This window comes from Flavobacterium paronense, assembly GCF_030409795.1.
GTDB lineage: Bacteria > Bacteroidota > Bacteroidia > Flavobacteriales > Flavobacteriaceae > Flavobacterium > Flavobacterium paronense.
The window spans coordinates 1,496,094-1,522,050 of sequence record NZ_JAUFQN010000019.1; the positions used below are offsets into that span (position 1 = coordinate 1,496,094).

Below are 25,957 nucleotides of genomic sequence, written 5' to 3' on the forward strand. Positions count from 1 at the left end.
AAATTACAATCAAAACCCCTTATAAGCAAATCTAAATGAATTCAATTAACACAAAATTATCCTTTGTTGAGTTGGGTAAATTTTTAAGCCAATTTACACTAGCTGAACAACGCAAAAAAAATGATGTGCTTCATAACGATTTGTATTTTGATACATTTAAAGATTTACTACAACTTTCACAATCGCACAATGGTTGGTTTACAACGGAGCAAGTTTACTTTGCTGTTCAATCGTGGGCTGAAGCTTTGACCGCTGAAAATTTAAATAAATGGTTATCCGAATATGATTTGACCGAAGTAAAACCAAAAACAGTTGCTTTAATTCTGGCCGGAAACATTCCGTTAGTTGGGTTTCATGACTTTCTTTCAGTTTTAATTGCGGGTCATAAAGTGTTGGTCAAAGCCTCTTCTAACGACCAACATTTGATACAGTTTTTGGCAAATTATCTAATTAGTGTTGAGCCTAAACTTTCTTATTATATTTCATTTACTGATGGAAAATTAGAAAACTTTGATGCTATTATTGCCACCGGAAGTAACAATACGGCTCGTTATTTCGAATTCTATTTTAAAGATAAACCATCAATCATTCGTAAAAATAGAAATTCAGTTGCGGTTTTAAACGGAAATGAATCGCATGATGATTTAGTAAATCTTGGTGAAGATATTTTTAGGTATTTTGGATTGGGATGTCGTAATGTTTCCAAATTATTTGTTCCGAAAGATTATAGTTTCGAGGGTTTCTTTAAAGCAATATACGAATACAAAGATGTTATCTATTACGAGAAATATTCAAACAATTACGATTACAACAAAGCCGTTTTCCTAATGAGTAATTTCAAATTGCTGGATAATGAATTCCTGACTTTAAAAGAAGATACAAGCTACGCCTCGCCTATTTCTTCTGTATTTTATGAATACTATGAAGATATTGCTGATTTGCAAATGCGTCTTAAAAGTGAAGCAGAAAAAATTCAGTGTGTTGTTTCTAACGATTTAATTCCAAATTCGATTTCTTTTGGTCAAACACAACAGCCAAAACTTTGGGATTATGCTGATAATGTAGATACTTTGCGGTTTTTAGCTTCATTGTAGTATTCGCAACAAATGTTATAAACTAAAACGTTTTCGTTGATAACATCGTTATAATAGGGCGAAATTCTGATCGCTTTTTAAACATGTGTTTCCGAAATTTGCAGTTCAATTTAATAGAATCTGTCACCATGAAAAAACATAACTACAGTGCTGGACCATGTATTCTGCCTCAAGAAGTATTTGAAAAATCAGCACAAGCCGTTTTAAATTTCAATAACTCTGATTTATCGCTACTTGAAATTTCACACCGTAGCAAAGACTTTGTTGCCGTAATGGATGAAGCAAGAGCTTTGGCATTAGAACTTTTAGGATTAGAAGGAAAAGGATATCAAGCTTTGTTTCTTCAAGGTGGAGCAAGTTTAGAGTTTTTGATGGTTCCTTATAACTTAATGAAAGTTGACGGAAAAGCAGCGTATTTAGACACAGGAACTTGGGCAAACAACGCAATTAAAGAAGCAAAATTATTTGGCGAAACGGTTGTTGTGGCTTCCTCTAAAGAACAAAACTACAATCATATCCCAACTGATTATACAATTCCTGCCGATGCAAATTATTTTCACTGCACTAGCAACAATACTATTTTCGGGACCCAAATAAAATCGTTTCCAAAAACGGATATTCCTGTGGTTTGCGATATGAGTTCGGATATCTTCTCAAGAAGCTTAGATTTCTCAAAGTTTGATTTGATTTATGCTGGAGCTCAAAAAAATATGGGTGCTGCGGGAACAACTTTAGTAGTTGTAAAAGAAGAAATTCTAGGGAAATCAGGAAGAACTATTCCAAGTATTTTGGATTATGAGAAACATATCAAAGCGGAAAGTATGTACAATACACCAGCTGTTTTTGCAGTGTATACTTGCTTACTGACGCTAAAATGGTTGAAAGCTCAAGGTGGCATTGTGGCTATTGAAAAAGTAAACGAAGCGAAAGCCAACCTGCTTTACAACGAAATTGATAGAAATCCTTTGTTTATAGGAACTGCTGACAAAAAAGACAGAAGTAACATGAACGCTACGTTTTTATTAGTAGACGAGAAAAACCAAGAGACTTTTGATAAAATGTGGAAAGAAGCTGGAATCTCAGGTATTCCTGGACATCGTTCTGTTGGTGGTTACCGAGCTTCTATGTACAATGCGTTGCCTTTAGAAAGTGTTCAGGTTTTAGTTGATGTGATGAAGAGACTGGAAGAAGTTGTAAAACAAAACGAAGTCACAGTTTAATAGATTGCCCTAGCCCAGATTCCTGCTGCAGTCGCTTCGCTCGTGTGGAGCAAGCTACCATGTAGCGCGGAAAGCTGGAAATAGCTCCTAAAAATTTATAATTTATAATTCAGAATTTAAAATAATAAGATGAAAGTATTAGCCAACGACGGAATTTCTAAAAGCGGAATTAAAGCCTTAGAAAAAGGTGGTTTTGAAGTAATAACAACCAAGGTTGCACAAGAACAAGTAGCCAATTATATCAACGAACATAAGGTTTCTGTTATCCTAGTAAGAAGCGCTACTAAAGTGCGTAAGGATATCATTGACAATTGTCCGAGTCTAAAAATCATCGGTCGCGGTGGTGTCGGAATGGATAATATTGATGTGGAATACGCTCGCAGTAAAGGTTTGCACGTTATCAATACGCCGGCTTCTTCTTCGGAAAGTGTCGCCGAATTAGTGTTTGCTCATTTATTTACTGGTGTTCGTTTCCTTCAAGATTCGAATAGAAATATGCCCTTGGAAGGTGATTCTAACTTTGACGGTTTGAAAAAAGCGTATGCCAACGGAATTGAATTACGTGGTAAAACGTTAGGAATTATCGGTTTTGGACGTATTGGTCAAGCCGTTGCTAAAATGGCGCTTGGTCTTGGAATGAAAGTTATTGCTGCTGATAAATTTGTTGACAATGCTGAAGTAAAAGTTGATTTTTATAACGGACAATTTATAAACGTTGCCTTTGAAACAGAGCCAATGGAAGATGTTTTCAAACATGCTGATTTTATTACACTTCACGTTCCGGCGCAAGAAGGATATGTGATTGGAAAAGAAGAGTTTCTGCAAATGAAAGATGGTGTTGGAATCGTAAACTGCGCTCGCGGTGGTGTAATTGATGAAGTAGCCTTGATAGAAGCTTTAGATTCAGAAAAAGTATTATTTGCCGGTTTGGATGTTTTTGAAAATGAACCAACTCCGGAAATTCAAATACTAATGCACCCAAAAATTTCGTTGACGCCACATATTGGTGCGGCTACTTTAGAAGCGCAAGACAGAATTGGAACTGAATTAGCAGAACAGGTAATCAGTTTGTTGAAATCAGAAAAAGTCTAATAGCATTTTTTTGTTGTAGAATATTTACCTAAATTTATTCTCAATTTAAAAACTAAAACAAATGTTTGAACAATTAACAGACCTAGTAAAACAATTTGGTAGCGATGCTGTAGTTAACAATGCTGCGGTTCCAAACGAACATAATGAAGCTGTAATGAATGAAGCCAGTTCTTCGATTCTTGACAGTTTAAAAGGAATGGTTGCCAGTGGAAATGTATCTGATTTAGCTGGTTTATTTCAAGGCGATAATGCTTCGGATGGTTCAAATCCTGTAGTAAAACAATTAACCGATAAATTATCAGGAAGCTTAGGAGAAAAATTTGGTTTGGATAGTGAAGCAGCTTCTGGCGTTGCAGGAAGTTTAATTCCAAAAGTGCTGGGTTCTTTAGTGAATAAAGCAAAAGATCCTAACGATAGCAGCTTTCAAATTTCGGATATAATTAATGCCGTTTCTGGTGGCGATTCTCAAACAAGTGGCGGAATTATGGATGCTATTTCAAAATATGGTGGGCAATTTGGTTTGGACCAAGATGGTGACGGACAAGTTGGTATTAGTGATGCTGTTGCTGCAGTTTCTAAAAAATCTGGAGGTTTAGGCGGCTTATTAGGCAAACTTTTTGGAAGATAATTTTATACTGAACATACTCAAAACCACGCTTTTTTGCGTGGTTTTTTTATGAGTAAAAACTATTAATTGATTAAATTTGCGCAATAAGATTAACCATGGCAAATTTCAAAGAACGCTGGAATATCAAATCAAATTGGCAAGTTTTTGTCATTATTGTGGTATTTGCCATAACGGGTTCGTGTGCTGCTTATCTTTCAAAACCAATTCTGGCTACCTTTGGCATTAGTAAAACTACCGTTTCTGCTTGGGAATATTATCCGTTATACATACTACTTATCTTCCCTATTTATCAAGTATTGCTAGTTAGTTTCGGTTTTCTCTTTGGACAGTTTGCTTTCTTTTGGGCATTTGAGAAGAAAATGTTGCGTAGCTGTGGCTTAGGATTTTTAGTAAACAAAAAAAGAAACCCCAAATAAATTCGAGGTTCCTTCATCAAAAAACAGTAACCTAACAAACTTTTTTTATTTCTCTTTCTTGATTAAGTTAAAGAAATCATTCCTATTTTCTTTTTCATTAAATATTCCACCGTATTGAATAGTAGAGGTAAAGCTACTTTCGTCGTTAATTCCTCTACTCGATACGCATAAATGTTTTGCTTCCATCATCACAATTACATCGTCTGTTTCTAAAACCGATTTTAGCTCATTAAAAATTTGCATAATCAAACGCTCTTGTACTTGTGGTCTTCTTGAATAATAATCAACAATTCTGTTCAATTTGGATAAACCAATAACTTTTCCGCTAGAAACATACCCAATATGTGCCTTTCCGATGATAGGTAAAAAGTGATGCTCACAAGTAGAATTGAAACTAATATCAGCTTCAACCAACATTTTATCATATTGGTAAGAATTATCGAAAACGGATATCTTTGGTTTATTATTCGGATTTAATCCGGAAAATATTTCTTGTATGAACATCTTGGCAACTCTATGTGGCGTTCCTCTTAAGCTGTCATCAGTCATGTCTAAACCAATCTCATCCATAATTTTATGGAAATGAGTTTCGATGGCTGCAATTTTTTCTTTATCAGATTTTAAAAAAGCATCAACTCGCAAAGGAGTTTCTGCTGAGGTCATTTGATGATTGTCTCCAATCATTTCAAATAATTCTTTTTCAATGGTTGTGTTCATAAGAAGTATTTATTTTGTTCAACAAAAGTATGTAAAAGTTAAACATTATGATTTTCGCCAAGCTAACTAATAAATTATTCAACTATAAAAAAATCTTATACTGTATAATAAATGAAAATACTTTGTTACTTTGTGAAAAATTGATTCAATGATTATTGCCAAAAATATCCATAAATATTACGATAGTTTACACGTGCTAAAAGGAGTTGATTTACACATTCAACAAGGTGAAATCGTATCAATTGTTGGAGCTTCCGGAGCAGGAAAAACTACCTTATTGCAAATTCTGGGAACGCTTGATAATCCGGCTAAATCAAATGACACTTCACTTCATATAAATAGTGAAAATATATTGACAATGAAAGACAAAGCACTTTCTAAGTTTAGAAATACACATTTGGGTTTTATCTTTCAGTTTCATCAATTATTACCTGAATTTACTGCTTTAGAAAACGTTTGCATTCCAGCCTACATTGCCGGAAAAGAAAAAAAAGAAACCGAAGTTGAAGCCAAAAGATTATTAGAATACCTTGGCTTGTCCGAAAGAATAAATCACAAACCAAACGAACTATCTGGTGGCGAACAACAACGTGTCGCAGTAGCGCGTGCCTTAATAAATAAGCCAGCCGTTATCTTTGCAGATGAGCCTTCGGGAAATTTAGATACAGCTTCAGCTGAAAACCTACATCAATTGTTTTTTAAATTGAGAGATGAGTTTGGACAAACCTTTGTGATTGTTACCCATAATGAAGAATTTGCCAACATGGCTGACAGAAAGTTGGTAATGAAAGATGGACTAATTATTTGATAGTATGCTACTCATTCTACTTAATTGGCTTTATATTTTCATAACTGCAACTTCCTTTGGAATTGCGTTCTCGAAAGCATTACGCATTCAATATTTTGAAGTGGTTATAACGCCCATTTTAGGATTGTTTTCAATTACTCTTTTAGCAACCATTTGGGCTTTCTTTGCTCCAATCTCGATTGCATTTCACTTGGTTTTACTACTATTGTCTGTGTTGTTTTGGTACAAAAACAAAGCAACTGCTATTTCGATTATACAGCATGCATTAATCCAAATCAAATCGTTCTCCTTTTCCATCAAAATCCTCTTGACAGTTAGTAGTTTGCTGTTGTTGGCTCAAAGTGCTACACTTCCTTTTATCATTGATAACGAATCCTATTATGTTCAAACCATCAAGTGGCTCAATGAGTATGGCTTTGTAAAAGGGTTGGCAAATCTGCATTTGTTTTTTGGGCAAACCAGCGGTTGGCATATTACTCAAAGCGTTTATAGTCTTTCGTTTTTGTATGATCGATTTAATGATTTAAATGGGTTTTGTTTGATACTGGGAAATTTCTTTGCGTTCCAAAAACTACATTCTTACTTTACAAATGCCAATAGAATGGATTTAGTCTTTGGCTTATTGCCATTAACATATGTCTTTCTGTTTCAGTTTATCAATTCTCCTTCACCTGATTTTCCGGTGTATCTTTTTGGACTTATGTTATTTTCAATATATATACTAAATCAAGATAATAAAGACTCTTTTGTTATAATTACAATCCTAGCATTATTTGCCATTTTTATTAAGATTACAGCAGTTGTTTTACTATTATTTCCATTTATTTTACTGCTAAAAAACTTTTCCGTTTTAAAGAAAGAAGTATTCAAAATTAGCGCTATCGGAAGTTTAGTTTTGCTCTTATTTGTTTTAAAAAATACGATGCTCACAGGTTATCCGCTTTTCCCGTTGCTTTCCTTTAGAATAGATGATTTAGATTATACTGTTCCGAGTATTATCATGGATTTCTTCTTTAGCAAAAGCATGTTAAATTCTTTCTATATAGACAACAGTGCTTTTACTGGCGCTTCTTCATTGGATATAGTAAAACATTACTTTTTATATAATGGAATGTCAGGTTATATAGGTGTTATATCGCTTCTTACTCTTATAATCTCACCAATCGTAATAGTACTAAAACGTTTGCCAAAAGCCATCTGGACTATCTATTTTGTATTTGTCGTATTGGCAGTTTTGTTGTGCTTTAGTTCGCCACAGTATCGTTTTTATGTTTATTTTACTTTGTTCTTTTTGTTGCTATGGTTATCGTTATGGATTACTAACCCAAAATGGATACTTCGCTTTTATGCTTTAAACATGATGCTAATTGCGATTTTGTTATTTATTCCGTTGTCATTTGGGAGTTTAACAAAAAATGCATTATTAACTCAAAACAGCACGTTTCATTTAAAAAATAGTGTTATTCCGGAGCCAAATTCTAAATGGAAACCTGAATACAAAGGAGGAAGTGTTGGCAATATGTCCTATCATTCGCCTATTGACACTTCGTTCTTTTGGGTAACCGGCAATGGAAACTTGCCATGTGTAAACGAAGAACAGCTAAAGTATTTTGAACATGGGTTTTTCTATATTCCGCAACAGCGAAGCACTGATTTGAATGATGGGTTTTATGCTCAAAAGGTAAGCGGACATGAATAAAACCGAGCTCAAAGAATTTCTGGACGAGAAAGTAATTCAATACAATACATTAGACTTTATCGACAGCGACCCAATTCAAATTCCGCATCTGTTTTCGTTAAAAGAAGATATTGAAATTGCAGGTTTTTTAACGGCAACCATCGCTTGGGGCAACCGCAAAATGATTATCAACAACAGCAAACGAATGATGGATATGCTTGGTAATTCGCCTTACGATTTCATTATGGAACACAATGATACCCAATTGGAAAAACTCGATCATTTTGTGCACCGTACTTTTAACAACGAGGATTTTAAAACGTTTGTTAAAGCATTGCAACATATTTACATTAATCATAAGGGTTTGGAAATGGCTTTCGCCAAAAATCAGAAACCATTATCAATGCAGCCAAGTATATCCGAATTCAAGAAGCTGTTCTTTGAAATTGCTCATCAATCCCGAACGATGAAACATGTATCTGACCCGATGCAAGGTTCGGCAGCCAAACGAATCAACATGTTCCTCCGATGGATGGTTAGGCAAGATAACAAAGGGGTTGATTTTGGTATTTGGAAAAGCATCTCTTCTGCTTCACTTTCATGTCCTCTTGATGTCCACTCAGGCAATGTAGCCCGTAAATTAGGGTTACTTTCCCGAAAACAAAATGATAGTAAAGCCTTAACCGAATTAGATACTTCACTTCGTCTACTCGATGTCAATGATCCTGTAAAATATGACTTTGCTTTGTTTGGTTTAGGTGTGTTTGAAGGATTTTAATAGAAGAGAAAAGAAGCAAGAAACAAGAAGAAAGACCGAAATATTGTGAATTAAATTATATTTTCTTTTCTCTTTCTTCTCGTTTCTTTCTTCTTTCTTCTCGTTTCTTTATTTTTATTACATTTACAACGCACAATTCCCCAAGTCGTTATATAACCTAGTATTACCGAGTCATAATTTGTCTCTTTATAACTAACCAAACCAAAACCAAATGACGACAACACTTACCAAGTACCGCATTGAATCGATTGATTTGTTAAAAGGATTAGTCATGGTAATCATGGCATTAGACCATACCCGTGATTACTTTCATTTCTCTGCTTTTTATTTTGACCCTACCGACCCAACACAGTCAACGTTGCCCATCTTTTTCACGAGGTTTATTACCCATTTTTGCGCACCGGCTTTTAGCTTTTTAGCGGGTATGTCTGCTTTTATGGTTGGGAAACGAAAATCAAAAAGTGAATTATCCGCTTTCTTATTTAAACGCGGGTTGTGGTTGGTTTTTATTGAACTGACCATTGTGAACTTTGGGTGGTATTTTGATCTCCAGTTCCGAAACCCTGGATTGCTGACCATTTGGGCATTGGGAATAAGCATGACTGTCTTATCAGCTGTAATTCACCTGCCACGAAAAGCCATTTTATGGTTTAGTGTGATACTAATTGCCGGACACAATTTGTTAGATACCATTCATTTTAAAGGAAATGAATATTGGTCTATATTCCATGAATTCGGAATCTTCCCGATAACAAAAGACTATCTTTTCATAGTGGGCTACCCTATTATTCCGTGGATTGCCGTTATGTCATTGGGGTATTATTTTGGTGCTTTTTACAACGCTGATTTTGGTCAAGCCAAAAGACGAAAGCTATTCAACACTATTGGCTTATTAGCTTTGGGACTATTTGTAGGATTGCGTTTGACCAATTTCTATGGTGACCACTATCTATATAAAGAATATAACAATCTCTCACAAGACATCATTGTTTTCTTTAACCCTTCAAAATATCCGCCATCACTACTCTATTTGTTGATGACCATTGGATTTACTTTGCTTTTCCTTGCCAATTCTGAAAACCTCAAGGGTAAAGTGGTGAACTTCTTTTCCACTTTTGGTAGAGTGCCGTTCTTTTATTACATCATCCATTTGTATGTGATTCATTTAGCGGCAATGCTATATGCTCAACTGGCTGGTTATGGCTGGGAGAAACTAATCCTAGAAGGCTGGATAACCGAATTACCGCGAATGAAAGGCTATGGAGTGAGCTTGATTTGGGTTTATGTCATCTGGGCAAGTATCATTTTGCTACTCTATCCGTTATGTAAATGGTTTGACAACTATAAACAAAGCCATAAAGATAAATCGTGGTTGAGTTATTTGTAGCTTCCGAATGTAAACTATGCTATTCCATGCATTACATTTTTCGGCAAAAACATACCAAAACATACCAAAACATACCAAAACATACCAAAACATACCAAAATATACCAAAACATACGAAAACCTGCAGAAACCTGCAGAAACCTGCAAAAAGTGACAAAAACGACACTGTGGCATTGCTTTGGCGCAGCTATTGATGACGGTCTGACAATATTAATTTAAAACATAATAATTATGTCAGTAAAATTCAAAGCCGTATCGCGCAGAAATCCACAGGATTTGACGGCACCACAGAAGTTTTATGCCCAGGCAATTGCCGATGGCGAAGTAGATTTGGATACATTAGCGAGAATGATTTCCGATCAGAACACCGTTACCGAAGCCGACTGTTATGCCGTGTTGATTTCGTTAGAGAAAAACATTATCGATGAGCTAGCACAAGGACGTATCGTAAAACTAGGACGTTTAGGCTCCTTTCAGGTGGGTATCAGCTCCGAAGGTTCCCTAACAGCCGATGCTGTAAGCATTAGTGCTATTATTAAATCGCGCATCAACTTCCGTCCCGGTAAACGAATGCAGAGTTTCCTAAAAGACGTTTCGTTTAAAAAGCAAGCCTAAGCTGTTTGCAATTGTTTAGGAAAAGAACAGGGTAAGCCCCAACTCTAATTGAGTTGGGGCTTTTTTTTGTTTTATCACTAGAACACTCTTTTAAAATTCATACGTATGAGTTGATTAATTCATACGTATGAATTGAATGATTGATACGTATGAATTAAAAGATTGATACGCACCAATTAGAAACAGTAATAAAAGCGTGTAATAAGAATATTTTTTTGAACGGAGATACACTTTTTGTGTACATTTTTAAACCATAGCGATTTATTATTATTTTTTCCTACATTAGCTAAGACTTATTATAATTAACTTGATATTTATCAGAAGACATGAATAACATTAATGAGTATTGATGTTGTATGTATAAGTTATGTGCCATTTTACAGCGTAACCCAATTAACATTAAACAAACTAATAAAATAGATATGAAATACTTTTTTCTCATCGTAATAATTTTACTTTCCAAACTAACTTTTGGACAAACGAACCAATATTCAGAAATTGTAAACTATTACAACACTGTTCAGAATTTTAATGGAGCGGTTTTAGTTGCAACAAATGGACAGATAGACTACTTGGCTGGAATTGGTGTTTCCAATAGACAAGCCGGAACAACGATGAACTCTAAAACTAAATTCAAAATTGCTTCAATTACCAAAACCTTTACAGCAGTTCTTATTCTTCAACTTTATCAAGAAGGCAAAATTGATTTGAATGCAACTTTCGGAAAATACTATCCAAATTATAAGGGTGAAGCTAAAGATAAAGTAACTATTGAAAATTTACTCACCTACAGTTCTGGAATTCCTAATGCTGTCAAAAACTTATGGATGAGACCTTATCAGTTACCTATAACAATTGACGAATTTATAGATAAATATTGTAGTGAAAATTTAGAGTTCACACCAGGAGAAAAAAGTAATTACAGCAATACTGAATATACCATATTGCATAAAATTATTGAGAATGTTTCCAAAAAATCTTTTTCGAGTCTCTTGCAAGAAAACATTTTGAACCCTTTAAAAATGGAGAACACTGGTTTGCTAAACTCAAAAGATATAATTCCTGGACTTACAAGTTCGTATACAATTGAAGATTCCACAAATCAAATCACATCTGACGAACCTTATTTCATAGAGAACTATTTTGGTTCTGCTGCTATGTACTCAACAGTGGAAGATTTGTTTAAGTTTAATAATGGCATTTTCAATTATAGTTTATTAAATGAGTCCACTACAAAATTAATGCTCAAACCGAATAACAAATTAGATGGGGCAGCCTTAGGTGGTTTCTGGTATTCAGATGGTTATGGTACTTTTAACAAGCCTTTTATATACAGAACAGGCGGTCTTTTAGGTTCTTGTTCCAATTGGATACATTCTATTGATGATAAAAAAACGATTATTGTTTTTAACAATACAAATAGAACAAATTTATATGAACTTTCAGAACAATTATATCTAGTAAGCACAGGACAAAAAGCAACAATACCAATACTTAAAAAACAAGAAAATAGCAGCAATGCCTTAAACCTTGATAAAGTAAAAGGAACTTGGTTACTTGACCTACGACCAGACCCAAATAGCGAACCCTATTTGAAAGATTTTATCTTAACTCCAACCAAAGGCAAAGAATTTGAAGGAGAATTTTATGGTACTAAATTTACTGGTGGTTATTTTAACACTGATTGGGAAAATTTATATTTTGCATTCACAACAGGCGACAAAGACAACGTTTATTACCATTCAGGATATATAATTGACGACAAGATATTCGGCATTTCATATAGTGAAGGACGAAAATTTACTTCACATTGGACGGGAATAAAAAAATAAAAACGGCACATAAAAAGCGTCAAACACAATCGCTACGTTTGTGTTAATCGAATGACTTTCTTACTATATTTGTTTTCTCAAAATGGAGAAATCACGCTCCAAAAGCCGCGACTATATCTGGCGCGGGTACGTTATCAGCCATTTTAACGCTCCGAATAAACAGTATGCTAATTCAAAAACAAACCATGAAAAAACGGCTTCTCTCTATTTCGCTGATAGTAATTGCATCGTGCAATGTATCCTTTGCTCAATGAAAAATTAAAGCTATCAAAGCAGGAAAGGTTATTGATGTTTTAAGCGGAATAGTGCGAACCAATCAAACAATTTTGATTGAATAAACATTTGCAAGAACTTCAACAGAACAGCTTGAATGAACAGCAAAACGTGTGATAACAACCGTTTAATATCAATAACTTATTCACATATAATTAAAAACAAAAAAGGCACTCCAACCGGAATGCCTTTTTTTATTAAAATGATCTTATAATTCCCAACCGCAGTCGAAAACCTCCCGTATTTTGTTCCCCATTCATATTCTGAATTACCGGCAACGAAACGGTTAACGGGAAACTCCATTTCTTATAACTAATGTTGTTCCCAAGCGTAGCAAAACCCATATAGTAACCTGAATCATGGTCTACTTCCCCATCCTCTTTTAACATATCTAACCATTCGCCATAATAACCACCAAAAACCGTCCAACCTAAGTTTGATATTTCTTGTTTTGGTTTATCATCCGTTTTTGTATCTGTAACCAAAGGACAAAAAGCACTACCTGTCTTTAAGCTGTAACTTAATGACACGTTTTGTATGGCAATACTTCCATAGTAATTATCCTGAAAACCATTAGTTGTGTGTTTGTATAAACCATTGGTTTGCAATGCCAGCTTGTCCCAACGCTTAGCCAAAACAATACCTACCATAGGATCATACGAACCTGACCCTACTATTACAGTAGTGTTATCAAAGTTAGCGTTTTTCTGAATTCCGGTTGGTAGCTCTACTCCTGCTTGTAATGCCAAACTAAAGTTGTTTTTGTTATAAACAGCAAAAGTTCCCAGCACTACTAAATCGCCTATACCATTGTCATTCCCGGTATCGGTATGCAGAAACACGTAAGGCACCAAAGCCGAAACCGTAACCGATTTAGTCAAACCATAACGCACTCCTAAAGATTGTATCAGCATACTTGTTAACGGCGCTTCCTCATCAGTAACATCAGTAACCGGTGGCAGGTTTTGATTGATGTGTCGGTAGTCAGTATAGGTTTCGACTACAAATTGCTTTTTGGCTAAGGTTAAAATGCCGTTGTTAAAATCACCATTGGCTGCTCCGGTTCCTGCACCGGCACAACAAGCACATTGGCTATAGCTATAGGTTGTTGCCACAAGAGCAATAACCATCATATAGATTGTTTTTTTCATTGTTTTAAATTAGATAAGTTCATAGTAGTTTTGGCTAGCCAAATATTGGAAGCCAAAGTATAATTGAAATTATGCTAAAGTCTGCGGAGGTTTTTTTAGTGAGAGAGTATACCCAGGTGATAATCCCTTGGTAGCAGTACAAAAAGAAAGAGATGGTTTTGTAATGCTAATAGTATTCAATTGCCAATTAGAAGGCATTGCAATAAATGTATCAAGGGTTTTAATTTTTAAAACGGCTACGGGCAATTTGTTGTTCTCGGCTTCTTCGTCTGCGGCTTTTTTAAGTTCGCGATAAAGCTGGCACTTTCCGTTACAATGCATCATGGGTTTGAAGCGGTTGATACATTCGGTTTTGGCAATCTTTTCTTTATTGATTTCCCAATAGCCAATATAGGTCAACTGGAAGACCGACTGCCAGAGCAATGCAACAAAAAAGGATATGGCAAATAGTGTTTTCAAACTGAAGCAAAAGTAAAAATTAAAATGTAAGTTGTCTTATGATTTCAATCCTATTTTAGTATTATACTAAATTAATACCCTCTTTTCTTCCAAAAGAAATATAGCATTACACCAAGCTTTTACATATTCAAAAAATCCATTATATTTAGCCCTCGAAAAAGTTGTCTATGCAACCTAATAAAAATCAATATACTATACAATGACTTTACCAAAGCACTCGTTTTATTTACTCATTCCAATTTGCTTATTCTCAACCCATAGCGTTATTTCTCAATCTAAAACAAAGAAAGCTAACAATCCGTTTCTACAAGGAATGAATGTTCCTGTTGATTACGCTAAAGTAACATCTGAAGATGTTGCTGATTATGCAAAACAAACTATTGCCGACGTTACTTCGACAATAGCAACACTAAAAAAACAAAAAACAGCAACATTCGCCAATGTCTTCGGAGCGATGGATGACATCAAAAACAAAATGGGGACAGCAAGCAACAACTGCTTTATGCTGAATTGGGTTTCAGCAGATTCGATTATTCGTACCAAAGGACTAGTGAGTTATCAACTGCTGGACTCACTTTCGACGGTCATTTATTCGGATAAAGGAATTTATAAAAAGATGAAAAGCTTTAAAGAATCTGCTTCCTACAAACAACTCAAAGGAAATAAAAGGTATTTAGTTGATGATATGATAGAAGGTTTTGAACGCTCGGGAGTGAATCTAAATTCGGAACAACTTACCAAATACAAAAACCTGACTAAAGAAATTGGTGAGCTTTCTTCTTCGTATTCTAACAATATGAATGCTTCTAAAGAGATTTTATCTCTTGATGAAAAAGGAGCTGATGGACTACCGGAAGATTTTAAAAATAATTATAAAGTTGCTGATGGGAAGTACGAAATTCCGATTATCAATGCAACCAGCGAAACGGTTTTGAACAATGCAACAGCTGAAGAAACAAGAAAAGCTTATTATATTAAATTTTATGACAGAGCTGCCGATAAAAACTTGGCTATCTTAGATAGTATGGTTAAAAAGCGCGATGAGTTGGCAAAGCTCATGGGTTATCCAACTTATGCTGCTTATGCATTGGTTCCTAAAATGGCTAGTAATCCAAAAACGGTATGGAATTTCCTCAACGATTTAGTAAGCCGTTCAAAAGAAAAAGCAAAAAGCGATGTAAGTTTATTAGAAATTGAAAAGAAAGTAGAACTAGCAAAGGAGGATGCTAAATTACAACCATGGGACATTGGTTTTTATAAAAATCAAATCATAAAAAAACAATACCAAATTAACAACGAAGAACTTAGAGCTTATTTCCCAATGGATAAATGTCTAAAAGGAATGATGGATATTTATCAGAAATTATTAGGTTTTGAATTCAGAAAAGTACAAAACCCATCTGTTTGGCATGAAGAAGTAGAAATGTATGAAGTGTTTGAAAGCGGTAAATTAAAAGGACGATTTTATTTGGATTTATTTCCGAGACCAAATAAGGAAACTTGGTTTTATGGTGTAAACATTGTTTCAGGAAAAGGAAAAGAAATTCCGGTTTCGATGCTGCTTGGCAATTTTACCCGACCAAGCAAAACACAACCTTCGTTGTTGAGTCAAAAAGAACTTAATACGTTATTTCATGAATTTGGACATATCATGAATATGATGTCCTATCACGGAGAGTTTTCATCTCAACAAGAGTCTAAATCAGATTTTACAGAGGCTATGTCACAAATATTTGAAAACTGGATACTAGATTATGATGTCCTTAGCACGTTTGCCAAAAATTATAAAACAGGAGAAGTACTCCCAAAAGCTACTTTTGACAATATGATAAAATCAAGAAAAGTAGGCTCTGGTTTGGCTTCTATCCAAAAGCTTGTGCGTTGTTTGTATGATATGAATCTTTATGACAAATACAATGCAGCAGCTCCGGTTCCTTCTGGGGATATCTGGAAAACAATTGACAAACAATTGGGGGTAATGGATTTTTATTCCGGAACTCATTATCAAGCCAACTGGATACATGTGAATACCCATCCGGTCTATATGTATGGTTATTTATGGTCTGAAGTATATGCGTTAGACATGTTTACAGCATTTGAAAAAAACGGACTTAAAGACACTAAAACTGGTGTTAGCTACCGTGAATTAATACTCGCGAACGGAACACAAAGTGATATAGTAAAAGCGGTAGAAAAATTCTTAGGAAGACCATCCAACAACAAAGCCTATATCAAAAGTCTTGGTTTAGAATAAAGAATCAAGAAGAAAAAATAGTATTGCAAAAAAACTCTGGTCTGGACCTGAGTTTTTTTTGTTTTATTTAAGAAATGTTACGTCTAATTATAATGCTTTAACACATACTTTTGTAAAAAAAATACAATGGCCCGATTTCAAGAAAATGATTTACCCAAAGTAAAACTAAATGCAAGTTCACTTAATAAAGCTTTGTTGATATTCAAATATGCCGAGAATCATAAATGGAAGTTTTATGTTGGCTTAGTATTTCTGCTCTTCACTGGTGCCACAGCACTAGCCTTTCCTAAATTAATGGGGATGTTAGTAGATTGTGTAAAAAACAAAAACAACGGCGAAGCCAATACTATTGCTTTGAGTTTGGTAGGTATCTTATCGTTTCAGGCAATTTTTTCTTTTTTCAGATTGTCGCTATTTGTCAATTTTACGGAGAATACTTTGGCCAATCTCCGACTGGCTCTATACAGTAATTTGATTAAACTACCGATGTCCTTCTTCTCGCAAAAACGTGTGGGTGAATTAAACAGTCGCATCAGTTCTGATATAACACAAATCCAGGATACTTTAACAACGACGATTGCTGAGTTTCTACGCCAATTCATTTTGATTATTGGTGGCGTAATTCTATTAGCTACACAAAGTTTAAAACTAACTTTAATGATGCTCGCTGTCGTGCCATTAGTAGCCGTTGCAGCTGTTATATTCGGAAGGTTTATCAGAAAGTATTCTAAAAAAACACAGGATCAGGTAGCCGAAAGTCAGGTAATTGTAGAAGAAACATTACAGGGCATTAGTAACGTAAAAGCTTTTGCTAACGAATGGTACGAAATTGCACGCTACAAAGGCAAGATAAATGAAATCGTCAAAATCGGAATTAAAGGCGGACAATACAGAGGCTACTTTGCTTCTTTCATCATCTTTTGCTTATTTGGTTCTATTGTTGCCGTGGTTTGGTATGGCGTTACGTTGAGTATCAGTGGCGATATGACCGTCGGGCAATTAATTTCTTTTGTGTTGTATTCTACATTTGTTGGCGCTTCTTTTGGTGGTATAGCCGAATTGTATGCGCAAATCCAAAAAGCAGTCGGAGCCACAGAACGGGTATTTGAATTACTCGAAGAAACTCCGGAAAAGATTAATTCAAACCAATCCATAACTACCGAAAAAATCAATGGAAACGTTACGTTCAAAAATGTATCTTTCTCCTATCCTTCCCGAAAAGAAATTCAAGTATTGAAAGATGTGAGTTTTACTGCAAACTTTGGGCAAAAGATAGCTATTGTTGGACCGAGCGGCGCCGGTAAATCAACCATATCATCGCTATTGCTTCGTTTTTATGATATAGAGGGCGGACAAATTTTGATTGACAATAAAAACATTTACGATTTCGATTTAGAAAACCTGCGTGGTAATATGAGCATCGTGCCGCAAGATGTTATTTTATTTGGTGGCAGCATCCGCGAAAATATTGCCTACGGAAAACCAAACGCTACAGAAGAAGAAATATTCAAAGCCGCTAAACAAGCCAATGCTTTAGACTTTGTAAACGGATTTCCGGAGAAATTCGATACGTTGGTTGGAGAACGTGGCATCAAACTCTCTGGCGGACAACGGCAACGTATTGCTATTGCACGCGCACTATTGAAAAATCCGAGTATACTAATTTTGGACGAAGCCACTTCGTCTTTAGATAGCGAAAGTGAAAAACTGGTTCAGGAAGCATTAGAGACTTTAATGGAAGGTCGAACCAGTATCATCATTGCACACCGACTCTCCACTATCAGAAATGCGGATGTTATTTTGGTTTTAAATGAAGGCCGAATTTCAGAGCAAGGCACTCACAAAGAATTATTAGCAATAGAAAACGGTGTTTATAAAAACCTAAGTAATTTACAGTTTTCCAATTCTTAATTAAGTTCAAGGAGCACAACGTTTGTAATATTCAGGACGAACTGTCCCGCTATCCGCGCTACACGGTAGCTGCTGCTATCGGGGCTAAATAGAACGTATGCTGTTATCAGGACGCTAAATTAGAAATATGTATCTTTGGCACAAATTACAATACCAATGAGCACTTTCGAGCAATTCAATCTTCCAAAATCTTTACAAAAAGCCATCGACGAATTAGGGCTAACCACGCCAACTCCAATTCAGGAGAAATCCTTTTCAGTGATTATGTCAGGACGCGATGTAATGGGAATTGCACAAACAGGAACCGGTAAAACCTTTGCTTATTTATTGCCAATTCTAAAACAATGGAAGTTTGTTGCCACAGATACACCAAGAATTGTAATCTTAGTTCCAACACGTGAATTGGTAGTTCAGATAGCCGCAGAAGTTGAAAAACTAACACAATACATGTCGGTTAGAACCTTAGGCGTTTATGGTGGTGTGAATATCAACACACAAAAGAAATCTGTTTATCAGGGAATTGATGTTTTGGTAGGAACTCCTGGTCGTGTAATGGATTTGGCATTAGATAATGTAATCCGCTTTGACAGTCTGCAAAAACTGGTGATTGACGAATTTGATGAAATGCTGAATTTAGGTTTTAGAACTCAGGTTACTTCTATCCTATCGATGATAAAAACTAAACGCCAGAACATTTTATTCTCGGCAACTATGACGGATGAGGTTGATGATATGTTAGAAGATTACTTCGATTTTCCCGAGGAAGTTACACTTGAAAAATCGGGAACACCTTTAGAAAAAATAGAACAGCTAGGCTACTTTGTACCTAACTTTTTAACCAAAATAAACCTAATTGTAGAATTACTAAAAGACGACGCTTTCGAAAGAGTATTGCTTTTTGTAAACAATAAAAAAACGGCCGATTTGTTAGCCGTCAAGCTGGAGGAACTTTATCCGGAGCAATTTGGAATCATCCATTCAAACAAATCACAGAATTACCGTTTACAAACGATGGCTTCGTTTCAAGCTGGAGAAATCAGAGGAATCGTTACTACGGATGTTATGGCAAGAGGTTTGGATATTTCGGATGTGACACACGTTATCAACGTTGAGTTTTCGGAAGTGCCAGAACAATATATTCACCGAATTGGTCGTACCGGTCGTGCCGACAAATCAGGAATTGCGATTAGTTTAATTAGTCCGGGTGAACAGGAAATCCAAATAGAAGCAGAAATGCTGATGGATAAAGAAATCAAGATTTTAGATTTGCCAACAACCGTGGAAGTCGCTACGCGCCTATTAGAATTTGAGAAAGACAAAAAGAAACTAAAGGTTATTTTGAAAACCAACAAACTCGAAGGTGGCGCTTCTTTTCATGAAAAAGCAAAAAAGAATTCAAAAGTGAATCTTGGTGGCCCATCAAAAACCAAGAAAAAAACCGGAACGTCAGTCAATAGAAATATATTGAAAACAAGAGCAGCGAAAAGGAAGAAGAAATAATTGATAATTGATAATTGATAATTGACAATTGATTACTATTTTTGACAAACTTTAAATAAATGCAGTTTAAACACCCAGAAGTCCTTTATTTTCTCTTCTTATTGGTCATTCCAATTCTGGTTCATCTATTTCAACTGCGTCGTTTCAAGAAAGAATATTTCACTAACGTACAATTCCTAAAAGAACTTTCAGTACAAACCCGTAAAAGCTCCACCATCAAAAAATGGCTGTTGCTTTTAACTCGTCTATTACTACTTACCTTTTTGATTTTAGCCTTTGCCCAACCGTTCTTTGCTGCCAAAGACAGTAAAAAGAATACGAACGAGATGTATATTATTTTGGATAATTCCTATAGCATGCAGGCCAAAGGCAAAAAAGGAGAACTTTTAAAACGTGCCGTTCAGGATTTATTGGAACACACTCCGGACGCGCAGAACTTCTCACTAATTACTACTTCTGATACTTATTGGAACACCGATATTAAGAGCGTTCAGAAAGATTTGCAAGACTTGAAATACAGTGCATCGGCATTTCGTTTGGATAATTTGATTGCCAAAGTTAATGCGCGCAAATCAGCTTTCAACAAAGATATAATCGTGATTACCGATGCTGTTGGTTTAGAAACCAATCAAACCAAAAGCTTCAGAAAAGAAGATAATGTCTACTTCATCATTCCCGAAGCGGAACAAAAGAATAACATCGCTATTGATAGTGTTTACATCCAACAAACATTAGACAGCTTTTATGATATTGGTATAAAACTCTCCGCAAATGGTGCCGATTTTAAAGATATTCCGATTTCGTTATACAATAAAAATAAGTTAGTAGCCAAAACGTTGCTCAACTTTGAAACGAATACCAAAACCATCAACTTCACCATTCCAAAAGAAGATTTTCATGGTTATGTTTCGATAGCAGATAAAGGTTTGGCGTATGATAACACCTATTATTTTAGCATCTCTAAGCCAAGTTTAACCAATGTTATTAGCATTGGCGATGCAGATAAAAGCAATTTTTTAGCCCGAATTTATACGAATGACGAGTTCAATTTCAATAACTTCCCATTAGCCAATTTGGATTATAACTTATTGGAAAAGCAGGATGCGATTGTGTTGAATGAACTAAAAGACATTCCACAAGCGTTACAAACTACCTTAAAATCATTTGTAACCAAAGGCGGAAACCTTATTGTCATTCCGGCGCAGGAAAGCAATACCACTCAGTTGAATTCGTTTATGGTTAACTTTGGTACGCTACAATTTAAAACCGCAACTTCCGGTGAAAAGAAAGTGACTAAAATCAATTTCAATCATCCCTTGTTCAGTTCCGTTTTTGAAAAGAAGATTGACAACTTTCAATATCCATCTACTAAAACAGCTTTTGGTTTGACTAGTACAACTCCGGCTATATTGACATATGATGATCAAAGTACGTTTCTGACTTCCTTGCCAAATGACTTATCCTCAGTATATGTTTTTGCGGCACCAATCGACAAAGCCAATAGTAATTTTCAAAACTCGCCACTAATTGTCCCGACGTTTTATAACATGGCGCAAAGCAGTCAGAAAACTAGTGTTACTGCAATGATTATTGGAGAAAACAAACCTTTTGTAGTGGATGCTTTGTTATCAAAAGACGAGATTCTAACGGTAAAAAACAATGCCGAAAGTTTTATTCCCATACAACAGTTGTTGAACACGAAAGTCAAAATGACATTTAATGACAGTCCAACTGAAGCTGGAAATTTTAGTATCTTTAACGGAGCAAATCTGGTGCAAAATATAAGTTTTAATTATAATCGAACTGAAAGTAATTTGGCATTGGCAAACCCTGATGTCGCTAGCAACTTTAAAGAAATTGATGCTATTGAAACCGTATTTAATACCATTCAGACCGATAGAACCGATACGCAAATCTGGAAATGGTTTGTGATTTTAACGTTACTCTTTTTAGCATTAGAACTGCTCATTCAAAAATTTGTAAAATGAACCTAATCCTCCGAAAAGCCAAGATTATTGACCCACAAAGTCCGTTTCATAATCAAACTGTTGATGTAAAAATTACAAATGGCATCTTTGAGAAAATTGGAATTTCATTGCCAAAATCGGAAACACATCAGGAATTTGAACATGAAGGGTTACATATTTCTCAAGGTTGGGTTGATACTAGTGTTTCTTTTGGCGAACCAGGTTTTGAAGACAGAGAAACCATCGCTAATGGCTTGGAAACTGCGGCAAAAAGTGGATTTACAGGAATAGCATTGCAACCCAACTCCTATCCTATTATTGATAACCAATCACAAGTACATTTTGTAAAACAAAAAGCTGACGGCTTTGCTACGGAGTTATTCCCGATTGGCGCATTGACTAAAGCAAGCGAAGGAAAAGATTTAGCCGAACTATTTGATATGAAAAATGCAGGAGCAGTAGCTTTTGGGGATTATAACAAAAGTTTATCAAATGCTAATCTGATGAAAATTAGTTTGCAATATGTACAGGATTTTGATGGATTAGTGATAGCATTTTGCCAAGATGAAAGCATCAAAGGAAATGGCGTTGCCAATGAAGGAATCGTTACTACACGATTAGGATTAAAGGGAATACCAAGCTTAGCTGAAGAACTGATTGTTGCCCGAAACCTATTCTTATTGGAATATACAGGTGGAAGATTACACATTCCAACTATATCATCGGCCAAATCAGTTGCCTTAATTAAAGAAGCTAAAAAGAAAGGATTAAACGTTAGCTGTAGCGTTGCTGTACATCATTTGGTTTTAACTGATGAAAAACTGGAGGGTTTTGATTCCAGATATAAAGTATCACCACCACTGCGAACGGAAGAAGATAGAAAAGCATTAATTGCCGGAATTAAAGACAATACAATTGACTGCATCACAACTGACCACAATCCAATTGACATTGAAAACAAAAAGATGGAATTTGATTTGGCTAAAAATGGAACTATAGGTTTGGAAAGTGCATTTGGAGCATTGCTAACCGTATTGCCTTTAGATAAAATAATAGAAAAATTAACTTTTGGTAAAACTATTTTAAACGCTGAAATTCATAGCATTAAAGAAAATAACAAAGTTTCTATTTCATTGTTTACTACAGAAGACAAGTGGACATTTGGCAAAGAACATATTTCATCAAAATCAAAAAACTCAGCTTTCCTTGGACAACCAATGAAAGGAAAAGCTATTGGGATATATAATCAAGGGAAATTAATTTTATCATAAACAACTATGGAAAATATTGACAAATCTAAAAATACAGCAATTGTTGCTTACATAACTATAATTGGCAGTGTGATTGCTATCTTTATGAATCAAGAGGAAAACAAAAGCGAATTTGGTTCTTTTCACATCAGACAGGCATTAGGGTTGTTTATTTCTTTCTTTTTGCTTGGCTATTTTGTGGGCTATGCCGATAGTTGGACAGCAACGTCAGCATTTTACCTATTCTATTTTATTCTTTGGATATATGGCTTTACCGGAGCACTTCAAGGACAAAAAAGAGTATTGCCATTAGTTGGTCCATTTTTTCAATCTACTTTTAAAAGTTTATAATGAGTTTATCGCTTCACCATCTTGTCAGAGAACCTAAAATAAAATTGGACAAAAACCCATTGCTTTTATTGCTTCACGGCTATGGCAGTAATGAAGAAGATTTATTCTCTTTTGCCACTGAACTTCCTGATGAATATTTTGTGATATCAGCTCGTGCTCCTTTTGATATGATGTATGGCAGCTATGCCTGGTATGCAATAAATTTTGATGCTGATGAAAATAAGTTTTCAGATATTGGACAAGCCAAAAAATCCAGAGACAAGATTGCTAATTTTATTGACGAATTAGTTGCTAATTATCCTATTGATTTACAAAACGTAACGTTAATTGGGTTTAGTCAAGGTTCTATTTTGAGTTATGCTGTTGGATTATCTTATCCTGAAAAAGTGCAGCGTGTGGTTGCTATAAGTGGCTATTTGAATACTGAAATTGCAGTAGACAACTTTAAAGAAAATGACTTCAGTAATTTAAAAATTTTTGCTTCTCATGGAACAGTTGATCAGGTTATTCCGGTTGAATGGGCTCGAAAATCTATACCTGTCTTAGAGAATTTGGGCATCTTTGTAGTCTACAAAGAATATCCAGTTGGTCATGGCGTTTCACCACAAAACTTTTTTGATTTTAAAAATTGGTTGCAATCATAAAACAAAAAAGGTCTTGAAATTCAAGACCTTTTTTTCTATTGTTCTGTATCAGTTTCTATTTCCTTTTTCCCTATTTCACCATCGCCAGAAAACATAGTTGTAGTTCCTTTTTTGAGCACATAACCTTTCCAAGGTATTAATTGCCATTCTTTTAAAACCCAAGGTTTACCTTCTGCTACCCTAGACAAAACTATTGAAGCGGTATCTTTAGGAAGAAAAATTTCAGCCATACTGGCATCTTCGTTGAACAACACGTAAGCACTCAAAGTCTCATCTTGATTATTTGGATTGTCTGTTGGATTCAACTGTATTCCGGAAAAGCATTTTACACATTCTTTATTTACTTTTGACCAAACAAAACCGGCAGAGGCCAAACACCCATTTTCATCTTTATCATTAACCATTGTAGAATCTTTTGCCGTAGCAACTTTATCAAGCTTTTCATCTGCATCATCATTTTTATCAATTAGTTTACAAGAACTAACAAGTAATAAAATTATTATAAGCGGTATGATTTTTTTCATTTTCGATTGGTGTTAACTACTAATTTAATGCAGCAGGATATAAATAAGAATTCATTATTTCAAATGAAATACTGCCATTCTCTTCAACAAAATATTTCAACAACACTTCACCCCAAAGTTCGCCATTACTGTAATTGGCAATTATCCAACGATGATTCAAAAGTTTTACACTATTAATGATAAACTTTTGGTTACCCATCTTAACCTGATCTGTATATTTATTCCCTTCCGGGCTATCATTATAGCTCAAAAGCGCTTGCTTTACTTTTTCAGCAAAAGCCGGAAGATCATTTATTTTGTTGCTTTCGTACAAATAATTTTGTGCTCTGTCATTATTTTCTAAAGAAAACGTATTGGCATCATAGAGTTTATCAGATAAGTGAGTAATACTATCAGACAAGACTTTGGAAGTTAATAATGAATTATCAATTTCCTCAACATTAGATTTCGACTCACTTTTTTCTTTTGATGTAAAATATTTATAGGTAAAAACATTCATCAAAACAGCGATAATAAAAAGATATAAAAACAGTGATTTTCTCATAAACTAAAGCGTTATTTTTAAATTATCATAAGCCAAATAAACATTTTTTGGCAATCGTTGTTGCACTTCTTCATGAAAGCCCATTAGATGACTTATGTGAGTCAGATAAGCTCTTTCCGGCTGAATCAAATGTATAAAATCTAATGCTTCTTGCAAACTAAAATGTGAATGATGTGGCTCTTCACGCAATGCATTAACAACCAGTACTTTTACAGCTTTGAGCTTCTGAATTTCCGATACATCAACGGTTTTTACATCTGTTAAATATACAAAATCTTGTATTCGATACCCAAAAACCGGAAGGTTTCCATGATTAACTTGTATAGGTATAATTTCTGTCTGCCCAATTTTAAATTTTTCATTATTAGTCACCGCAAAAGTTTGAACTCCCGGTGCACCTGGATATTTATTTTCTGTTTCAAAAATATAATCAAATCGTTTTCTCAGACTTTCTAATACCCGTTGATGTCCATAAATGGGAATGTCACTTTTCTGTTTAAAGAAAAAAGGTCTAATATCATCCAAACCTGCAGTATGATCAGCATGCTCATGGGTAAAAAGTATGGCGTCGAGTTTTTCACATCCTGAAGTAAGCATTTGCTGCCTGAAATCGGGGCCACAATCAATCACTATAGAATTATCATCCCAAGTAATCCACACAGAAACGCGTAATCTTTTATCTTTTGAATCAACACTTTTACAAACTGAATGATTACTCCCTATAACAGGAATGCCTTGTGAAGTTCCGGTACCCAGAAAATAGACTTGCATAGGAGCACAATATTTAATGTTTTTTTACTTATTTATAAAAGTAATTTTTTTAATGTAAATAATTACAAAAATAGGCGTTAATTATCTTTTATA

The 25,957-nt window shown here is 35.0% G+C and carries 24 protein-coding genes; 18 read left to right on the forward strand and 6 right to left on the reverse strand.

Features of this window, described 5'->3' with window-relative positions:
• The first annotated feature begins 35 nt into the window (after positions 1 to 35).
• The 5 genes from QWY90_RS07960 (at position 36) to QWY90_RS07980 (ending at position 4,450) form a co-directional block, all read left to right on the forward strand.
• On the forward strand, positions 36 to 1,094 hold the full coding sequence (locus tag QWY90_RS07960; RefSeq protein ID WP_290283959.1) for an acyl-CoA reductase: 1,059 nt from the start codon (positions 36 to 38) through the stop codon (positions 1,092 to 1,094).
• Positions 1,095 to 1,222: 128 nt separating this feature from the next.
• On the forward strand, positions 1,223 to 2,314 hold the full coding sequence (gene serC, locus QWY90_RS07965) for a 3-phosphoserine/phosphohydroxythreonine transaminase (RefSeq protein ID WP_290283960.1): 1,092 nt from the start codon (positions 1,223 to 1,225) through the stop codon (positions 2,312 to 2,314).
• A 129-nt stretch (positions 2,315 to 2,443) separates the two neighbouring features.
• A complete protein-coding gene (locus QWY90_RS07970; RefSeq protein ID WP_290283968.1) occupies positions 2,444 to 3,406 on the forward strand; it encodes a D-2-hydroxyacid dehydrogenase in 963 nt (320 codons plus the stop codon).
• Positions 3,407 to 3,467: 61 nt separating this feature from the next.
• Positions 3,468 to 4,034, forward strand: a complete 567-nt coding sequence (locus QWY90_RS07975) for a DUF937 domain-containing protein (protein WP_290283967.1) — start codon at positions 3,468 to 3,470, stop codon at positions 4,032 to 4,034.
• Positions 4,035 to 4,129: 95 nt separating this feature from the next.
• A complete protein-coding gene (locus tag QWY90_RS07980; protein WP_290283962.1) occupies positions 4,130 to 4,450 on the forward strand; it encodes a DUF6787 family protein in 321 nt (106 codons plus the stop codon).
• A gap of 45 nt (positions 4,451 to 4,495) precedes the next feature.
• On the opposite strand, the gene folE is transcribed toward QWY90_RS07980, so the two are convergent.
• Positions 4,496 to 5,167, reverse strand: a complete 672-nt coding sequence (gene folE, locus QWY90_RS07985; protein WP_290283963.1) for a GTP cyclohydrolase I FolE — start codon at positions 5,165 to 5,167, stop codon at positions 4,496 to 4,498.
• Between the two features lie 148 nt (positions 5,168 to 5,315).
• Here folE and QWY90_RS07990 point away from each other — a divergent pair, with 148 nt between their 5' ends.
• From QWY90_RS07990 to QWY90_RS08015, 6 genes are all read left to right on the forward strand, one after another.
• Positions 5,316 to 5,975: an ABC transporter ATP-binding protein gene (locus QWY90_RS07990; RefSeq protein ID WP_290285340.1), complete on the forward strand. Its 660-nt coding sequence runs from the start codon at positions 5,316 to 5,318 to the stop codon at positions 5,973 to 5,975.
• A gap of 4 nt (positions 5,976 to 5,979) precedes the next feature.
• The gene (locus QWY90_RS07995; protein WP_290285341.1) at positions 5,980 to 7,674 is read left to right on the forward strand and encodes an LIC_10190 family membrane protein; all 1,695 of its coding nucleotides are present in this window, start codon (positions 5,980 to 5,982) and stop codon (positions 7,672 to 7,674) included.
• A complete protein-coding gene (locus QWY90_RS08000; protein ID WP_290285342.1) occupies positions 7,667 to 8,431 on the forward strand; it encodes a TIGR02757 family protein in 765 nt (254 codons plus the stop codon). The genes QWY90_RS07995 and QWY90_RS08000 overlap by 8 nt, the downstream gene beginning before the upstream one ends.
• Positions 8,432 to 8,642: 211 nt before the next feature.
• Positions 8,643 to 9,818 (forward strand): acetyltransferase domain-containing protein, encoded by a 1,176-nt coding sequence (locus QWY90_RS08005; RefSeq protein WP_290285343.1) that lies wholly within the window; start codon positions 8,643 to 8,645, stop codon positions 9,816 to 9,818.
• Positions 9,819 to 10,049: 231 nt separating this feature from the next.
• Positions 10,050 to 10,433, forward strand: a complete 384-nt coding sequence (locus QWY90_RS08010) for an HU family DNA-binding protein (RefSeq protein ID WP_290285344.1) — start codon at positions 10,050 to 10,052, stop codon at positions 10,431 to 10,433.
• Positions 10,434 to 10,855: 422 nt separating this feature from the next.
• The gene (locus QWY90_RS08015) at positions 10,856 to 12,265 is read left to right on the forward strand and encodes a serine hydrolase domain-containing protein (RefSeq protein ID WP_290285345.1); all 1,410 of its coding nucleotides are present in this window, start codon (positions 10,856 to 10,858) and stop codon (positions 12,263 to 12,265) included.
• 470 nt (positions 12,266 to 12,735) lie between these two features.
• On the opposite strand, the gene QWY90_RS08020 is transcribed toward QWY90_RS08015, so the two are convergent.
• Positions 12,736 to 13,689 carry a transporter gene (locus QWY90_RS08020; protein ID WP_290285346.1) on the reverse strand — a complete coding sequence of 318 codons (954 nt, stop codon included), beginning with the start codon at positions 13,687 to 13,689 and terminating at the stop codon, positions 12,736 to 12,738.
• A gap of 69 nt (positions 13,690 to 13,758) precedes the next feature.
• A complete protein-coding gene (locus QWY90_RS08025) occupies positions 13,759 to 14,148 on the reverse strand; it encodes a hypothetical protein (protein ID WP_290285347.1) in 390 nt (129 codons plus the stop codon).
• A gap of 199 nt (positions 14,149 to 14,347) precedes the next feature.
• Between QWY90_RS08025 and QWY90_RS08030 the strand changes: the two genes are divergently transcribed.
• From QWY90_RS08030 to QWY90_RS08060, 7 genes are all read left to right on the forward strand, one after another.
• The gene (locus QWY90_RS08030) at positions 14,348 to 16,402 is read left to right on the forward strand and encodes a M3 family metallopeptidase (RefSeq protein ID WP_290285348.1); all 2,055 of its coding nucleotides are present in this window, start codon (positions 14,348 to 14,350) and stop codon (positions 16,400 to 16,402) included.
• Positions 16,403 to 16,528: 126 nt separating this feature from the next.
• Entirely contained in the window at positions 16,529 to 18,313 is a 1,785-nt protein-coding gene (locus QWY90_RS08035) for an ABC transporter ATP-binding protein (RefSeq protein WP_290285349.1), read from the forward strand.
• Between the two features lie 156 nt (positions 18,314 to 18,469).
• On the forward strand, positions 18,470 to 19,813 hold the full coding sequence (locus tag QWY90_RS08040) for a DEAD/DEAH box helicase (protein WP_290286949.1): 1,344 nt from the start codon (positions 18,470 to 18,472) through the stop codon (positions 19,811 to 19,813).
• A 59-nt stretch (positions 19,814 to 19,872) separates the two neighbouring features.
• Entirely contained in the window at positions 19,873 to 21,801 is a 1,929-nt protein-coding gene (locus QWY90_RS08045) for a vWA domain-containing protein (protein WP_290285350.1), read from the forward strand.
• Positions 21,798 to 23,051, forward strand: coding sequence for a dihydroorotase (locus QWY90_RS08050; protein ID WP_290285352.1), 1,254 nt, complete (start codon positions 21,798 to 21,800; stop codon positions 23,049 to 23,051). The genes QWY90_RS08045 and QWY90_RS08050 overlap by 4 nt, the downstream gene beginning before the upstream one ends.
• 6 nt (positions 23,052 to 23,057) lie before the next feature.
• Entirely contained in the window at positions 23,058 to 23,381 is a 324-nt protein-coding gene (locus tag QWY90_RS08055) for a magnetosome magnetite crystal formation protein family (protein ID WP_290285353.1), read from the forward strand.
• Positions 23,381 to 24,025, forward strand: a complete 645-nt coding sequence (locus QWY90_RS08060; protein ID WP_290285354.1) for an alpha/beta hydrolase — start codon at positions 23,381 to 23,383, stop codon at positions 24,023 to 24,025. The genes QWY90_RS08055 and QWY90_RS08060 overlap by 1 nt, the downstream gene beginning before the upstream one ends.
• A gap of 35 nt (positions 24,026 to 24,060) precedes the next feature.
• Here QWY90_RS08060 and QWY90_RS08065 read toward each other — a convergent pair whose 3' ends face one another.
• From QWY90_RS08065 to QWY90_RS08075, 3 genes are read right to left on the reverse strand one after another with little or no spacing between them, the layout of a single operon-like run.
• Entirely contained in the window at positions 24,061 to 24,549 is a 489-nt protein-coding gene (locus QWY90_RS08065) for a hypothetical protein (protein ID WP_290285355.1), read from the reverse strand.
• Between the two features lie 19 nt (positions 24,550 to 24,568).
• Positions 24,569 to 25,093, reverse strand: a complete 525-nt coding sequence (locus QWY90_RS08070; RefSeq protein WP_290285357.1) for a hypothetical protein — start codon at positions 25,091 to 25,093, stop codon at positions 24,569 to 24,571.
• Positions 25,094 to 25,096: 3 nt separating this feature from the next.
• Positions 25,097 to 25,864: an MBL fold metallo-hydrolase gene (locus tag QWY90_RS08075; protein WP_290285358.1), complete on the reverse strand. Its 768-nt coding sequence runs from the start codon at positions 25,862 to 25,864 to the stop codon at positions 25,097 to 25,099.
• Between the last annotated feature and the right edge of the window lie 93 nt (positions 25,865 to 25,957).

Excerpts from the sequence above, each read along its gene's own strand:
- serC (WP_290283960.1), top strand. The coding sequence starts at position 1,223 with ATGAAAAAACATAACTACAGTGCTGGACCATGTATTCTGCCTCAAGAA.
- QWY90_RS08060 (WP_290285354.1), top strand. The coding sequence starts at position 23,381 with ATGAGTTTATCGCTTCACCATCTTGTCAGAGAACCTAAAATAAAATTG.
- QWY90_RS08035 (WP_290285349.1), top strand. The coding sequence starts at position 16,529 with ATGGCCCGATTTCAAGAAAATGATTTACCCAAAGTAAAACTAAATGCA.
- QWY90_RS07975 (WP_290283967.1), top strand. The coding sequence starts at position 3,468 with ATGTTTGAACAATTAACAGACCTAGTAAAACAATTTGGTAGCGATGCT.
- QWY90_RS07970 (WP_290283968.1), top strand. The coding sequence starts at position 2,444 with ATGAAAGTATTAGCCAACGACGGAATTTCTAAAAGCGGAATTAAAGCC.
- QWY90_RS08030 (WP_290285348.1), top strand. The coding sequence starts at position 14,348 with ATGACTTTACCAAAGCACTCGTTTTATTTACTCATTCCAATTTGCTTA.
- QWY90_RS08040 (WP_290286949.1), top strand. The coding sequence starts at position 18,470 with ATGAGCACTTTCGAGCAATTCAATCTTCCAAAATCTTTACAAAAAGCC.
- QWY90_RS08055 (WP_290285353.1), top strand. The coding sequence starts at position 23,058 with ATGGAAAATATTGACAAATCTAAAAATACAGCAATTGTTGCTTACATA.
- QWY90_RS07990 (WP_290285340.1), top strand. The coding sequence starts at position 5,316 with ATGATTATTGCCAAAAATATCCATAAATATTACGATAGTTTACACGTG.
- QWY90_RS08045 (WP_290285350.1), top strand. The coding sequence starts at position 19,873 with ATGCAGTTTAAACACCCAGAAGTCCTTTATTTTCTCTTCTTATTGGTC.
- QWY90_RS07960 (WP_290283959.1), top strand. The coding sequence starts at position 36 with ATGAATTCAATTAACACAAAATTATCCTTTGTTGAGTTGGGTAAATTT.
- QWY90_RS08000 (WP_290285342.1), top strand. The coding sequence starts at position 7,667 with ATGAATAAAACCGAGCTCAAAGAATTTCTGGACGAGAAAGTAATTCAA.
- folE (WP_290283963.1), bottom strand. The coding sequence starts at position 5,167 with ATGAACACAACCATTGAAAAAGAATTATTTGAAATGATTGGAGACAAT.
- QWY90_RS08005 (WP_290285343.1), top strand. The coding sequence starts at position 8,643 with ATGACGACAACACTTACCAAGTACCGCATTGAATCGATTGATTTGTTA.
- QWY90_RS07995 (WP_290285341.1), top strand. The coding sequence starts at position 5,980 with ATGCTACTCATTCTACTTAATTGGCTTTATATTTTCATAACTGCAACT.
- QWY90_RS08050 (WP_290285352.1), top strand. The coding sequence starts at position 21,798 with ATGAACCTAATCCTCCGAAAAGCCAAGATTATTGACCCACAAAGTCCG.
- QWY90_RS08020 (WP_290285346.1), bottom strand. The coding sequence starts at position 13,689 with ATGAAAAAAACAATCTATATGATGGTTATTGCTCTTGTGGCAACAACC.
- QWY90_RS08070 (WP_290285357.1), bottom strand. The coding sequence starts at position 25,093 with ATGAGAAAATCACTGTTTTTATATCTTTTTATTATCGCTGTTTTGATG.
- QWY90_RS08075 (WP_290285358.1), bottom strand. The coding sequence starts at position 25,864 with ATGCAAGTCTATTTTCTGGGTACCGGAACTTCACAAGGCATTCCTGTT.
- QWY90_RS08065 (WP_290285355.1), bottom strand. The coding sequence starts at position 24,549 with ATGAAAAAAATCATACCGCTTATAATAATTTTATTACTTGTTAGTTCT.
- QWY90_RS08010 (WP_290285344.1), top strand. The coding sequence starts at position 10,050 with ATGTCAGTAAAATTCAAAGCCGTATCGCGCAGAAATCCACAGGATTTG.
- QWY90_RS08015 (WP_290285345.1), top strand. The coding sequence starts at position 10,856 with ATGAAATACTTTTTTCTCATCGTAATAATTTTACTTTCCAAACTAACT.
- QWY90_RS07980 (WP_290283962.1), top strand. The coding sequence starts at position 4,130 with ATGGCAAATTTCAAAGAACGCTGGAATATCAAATCAAATTGGCAAGTT.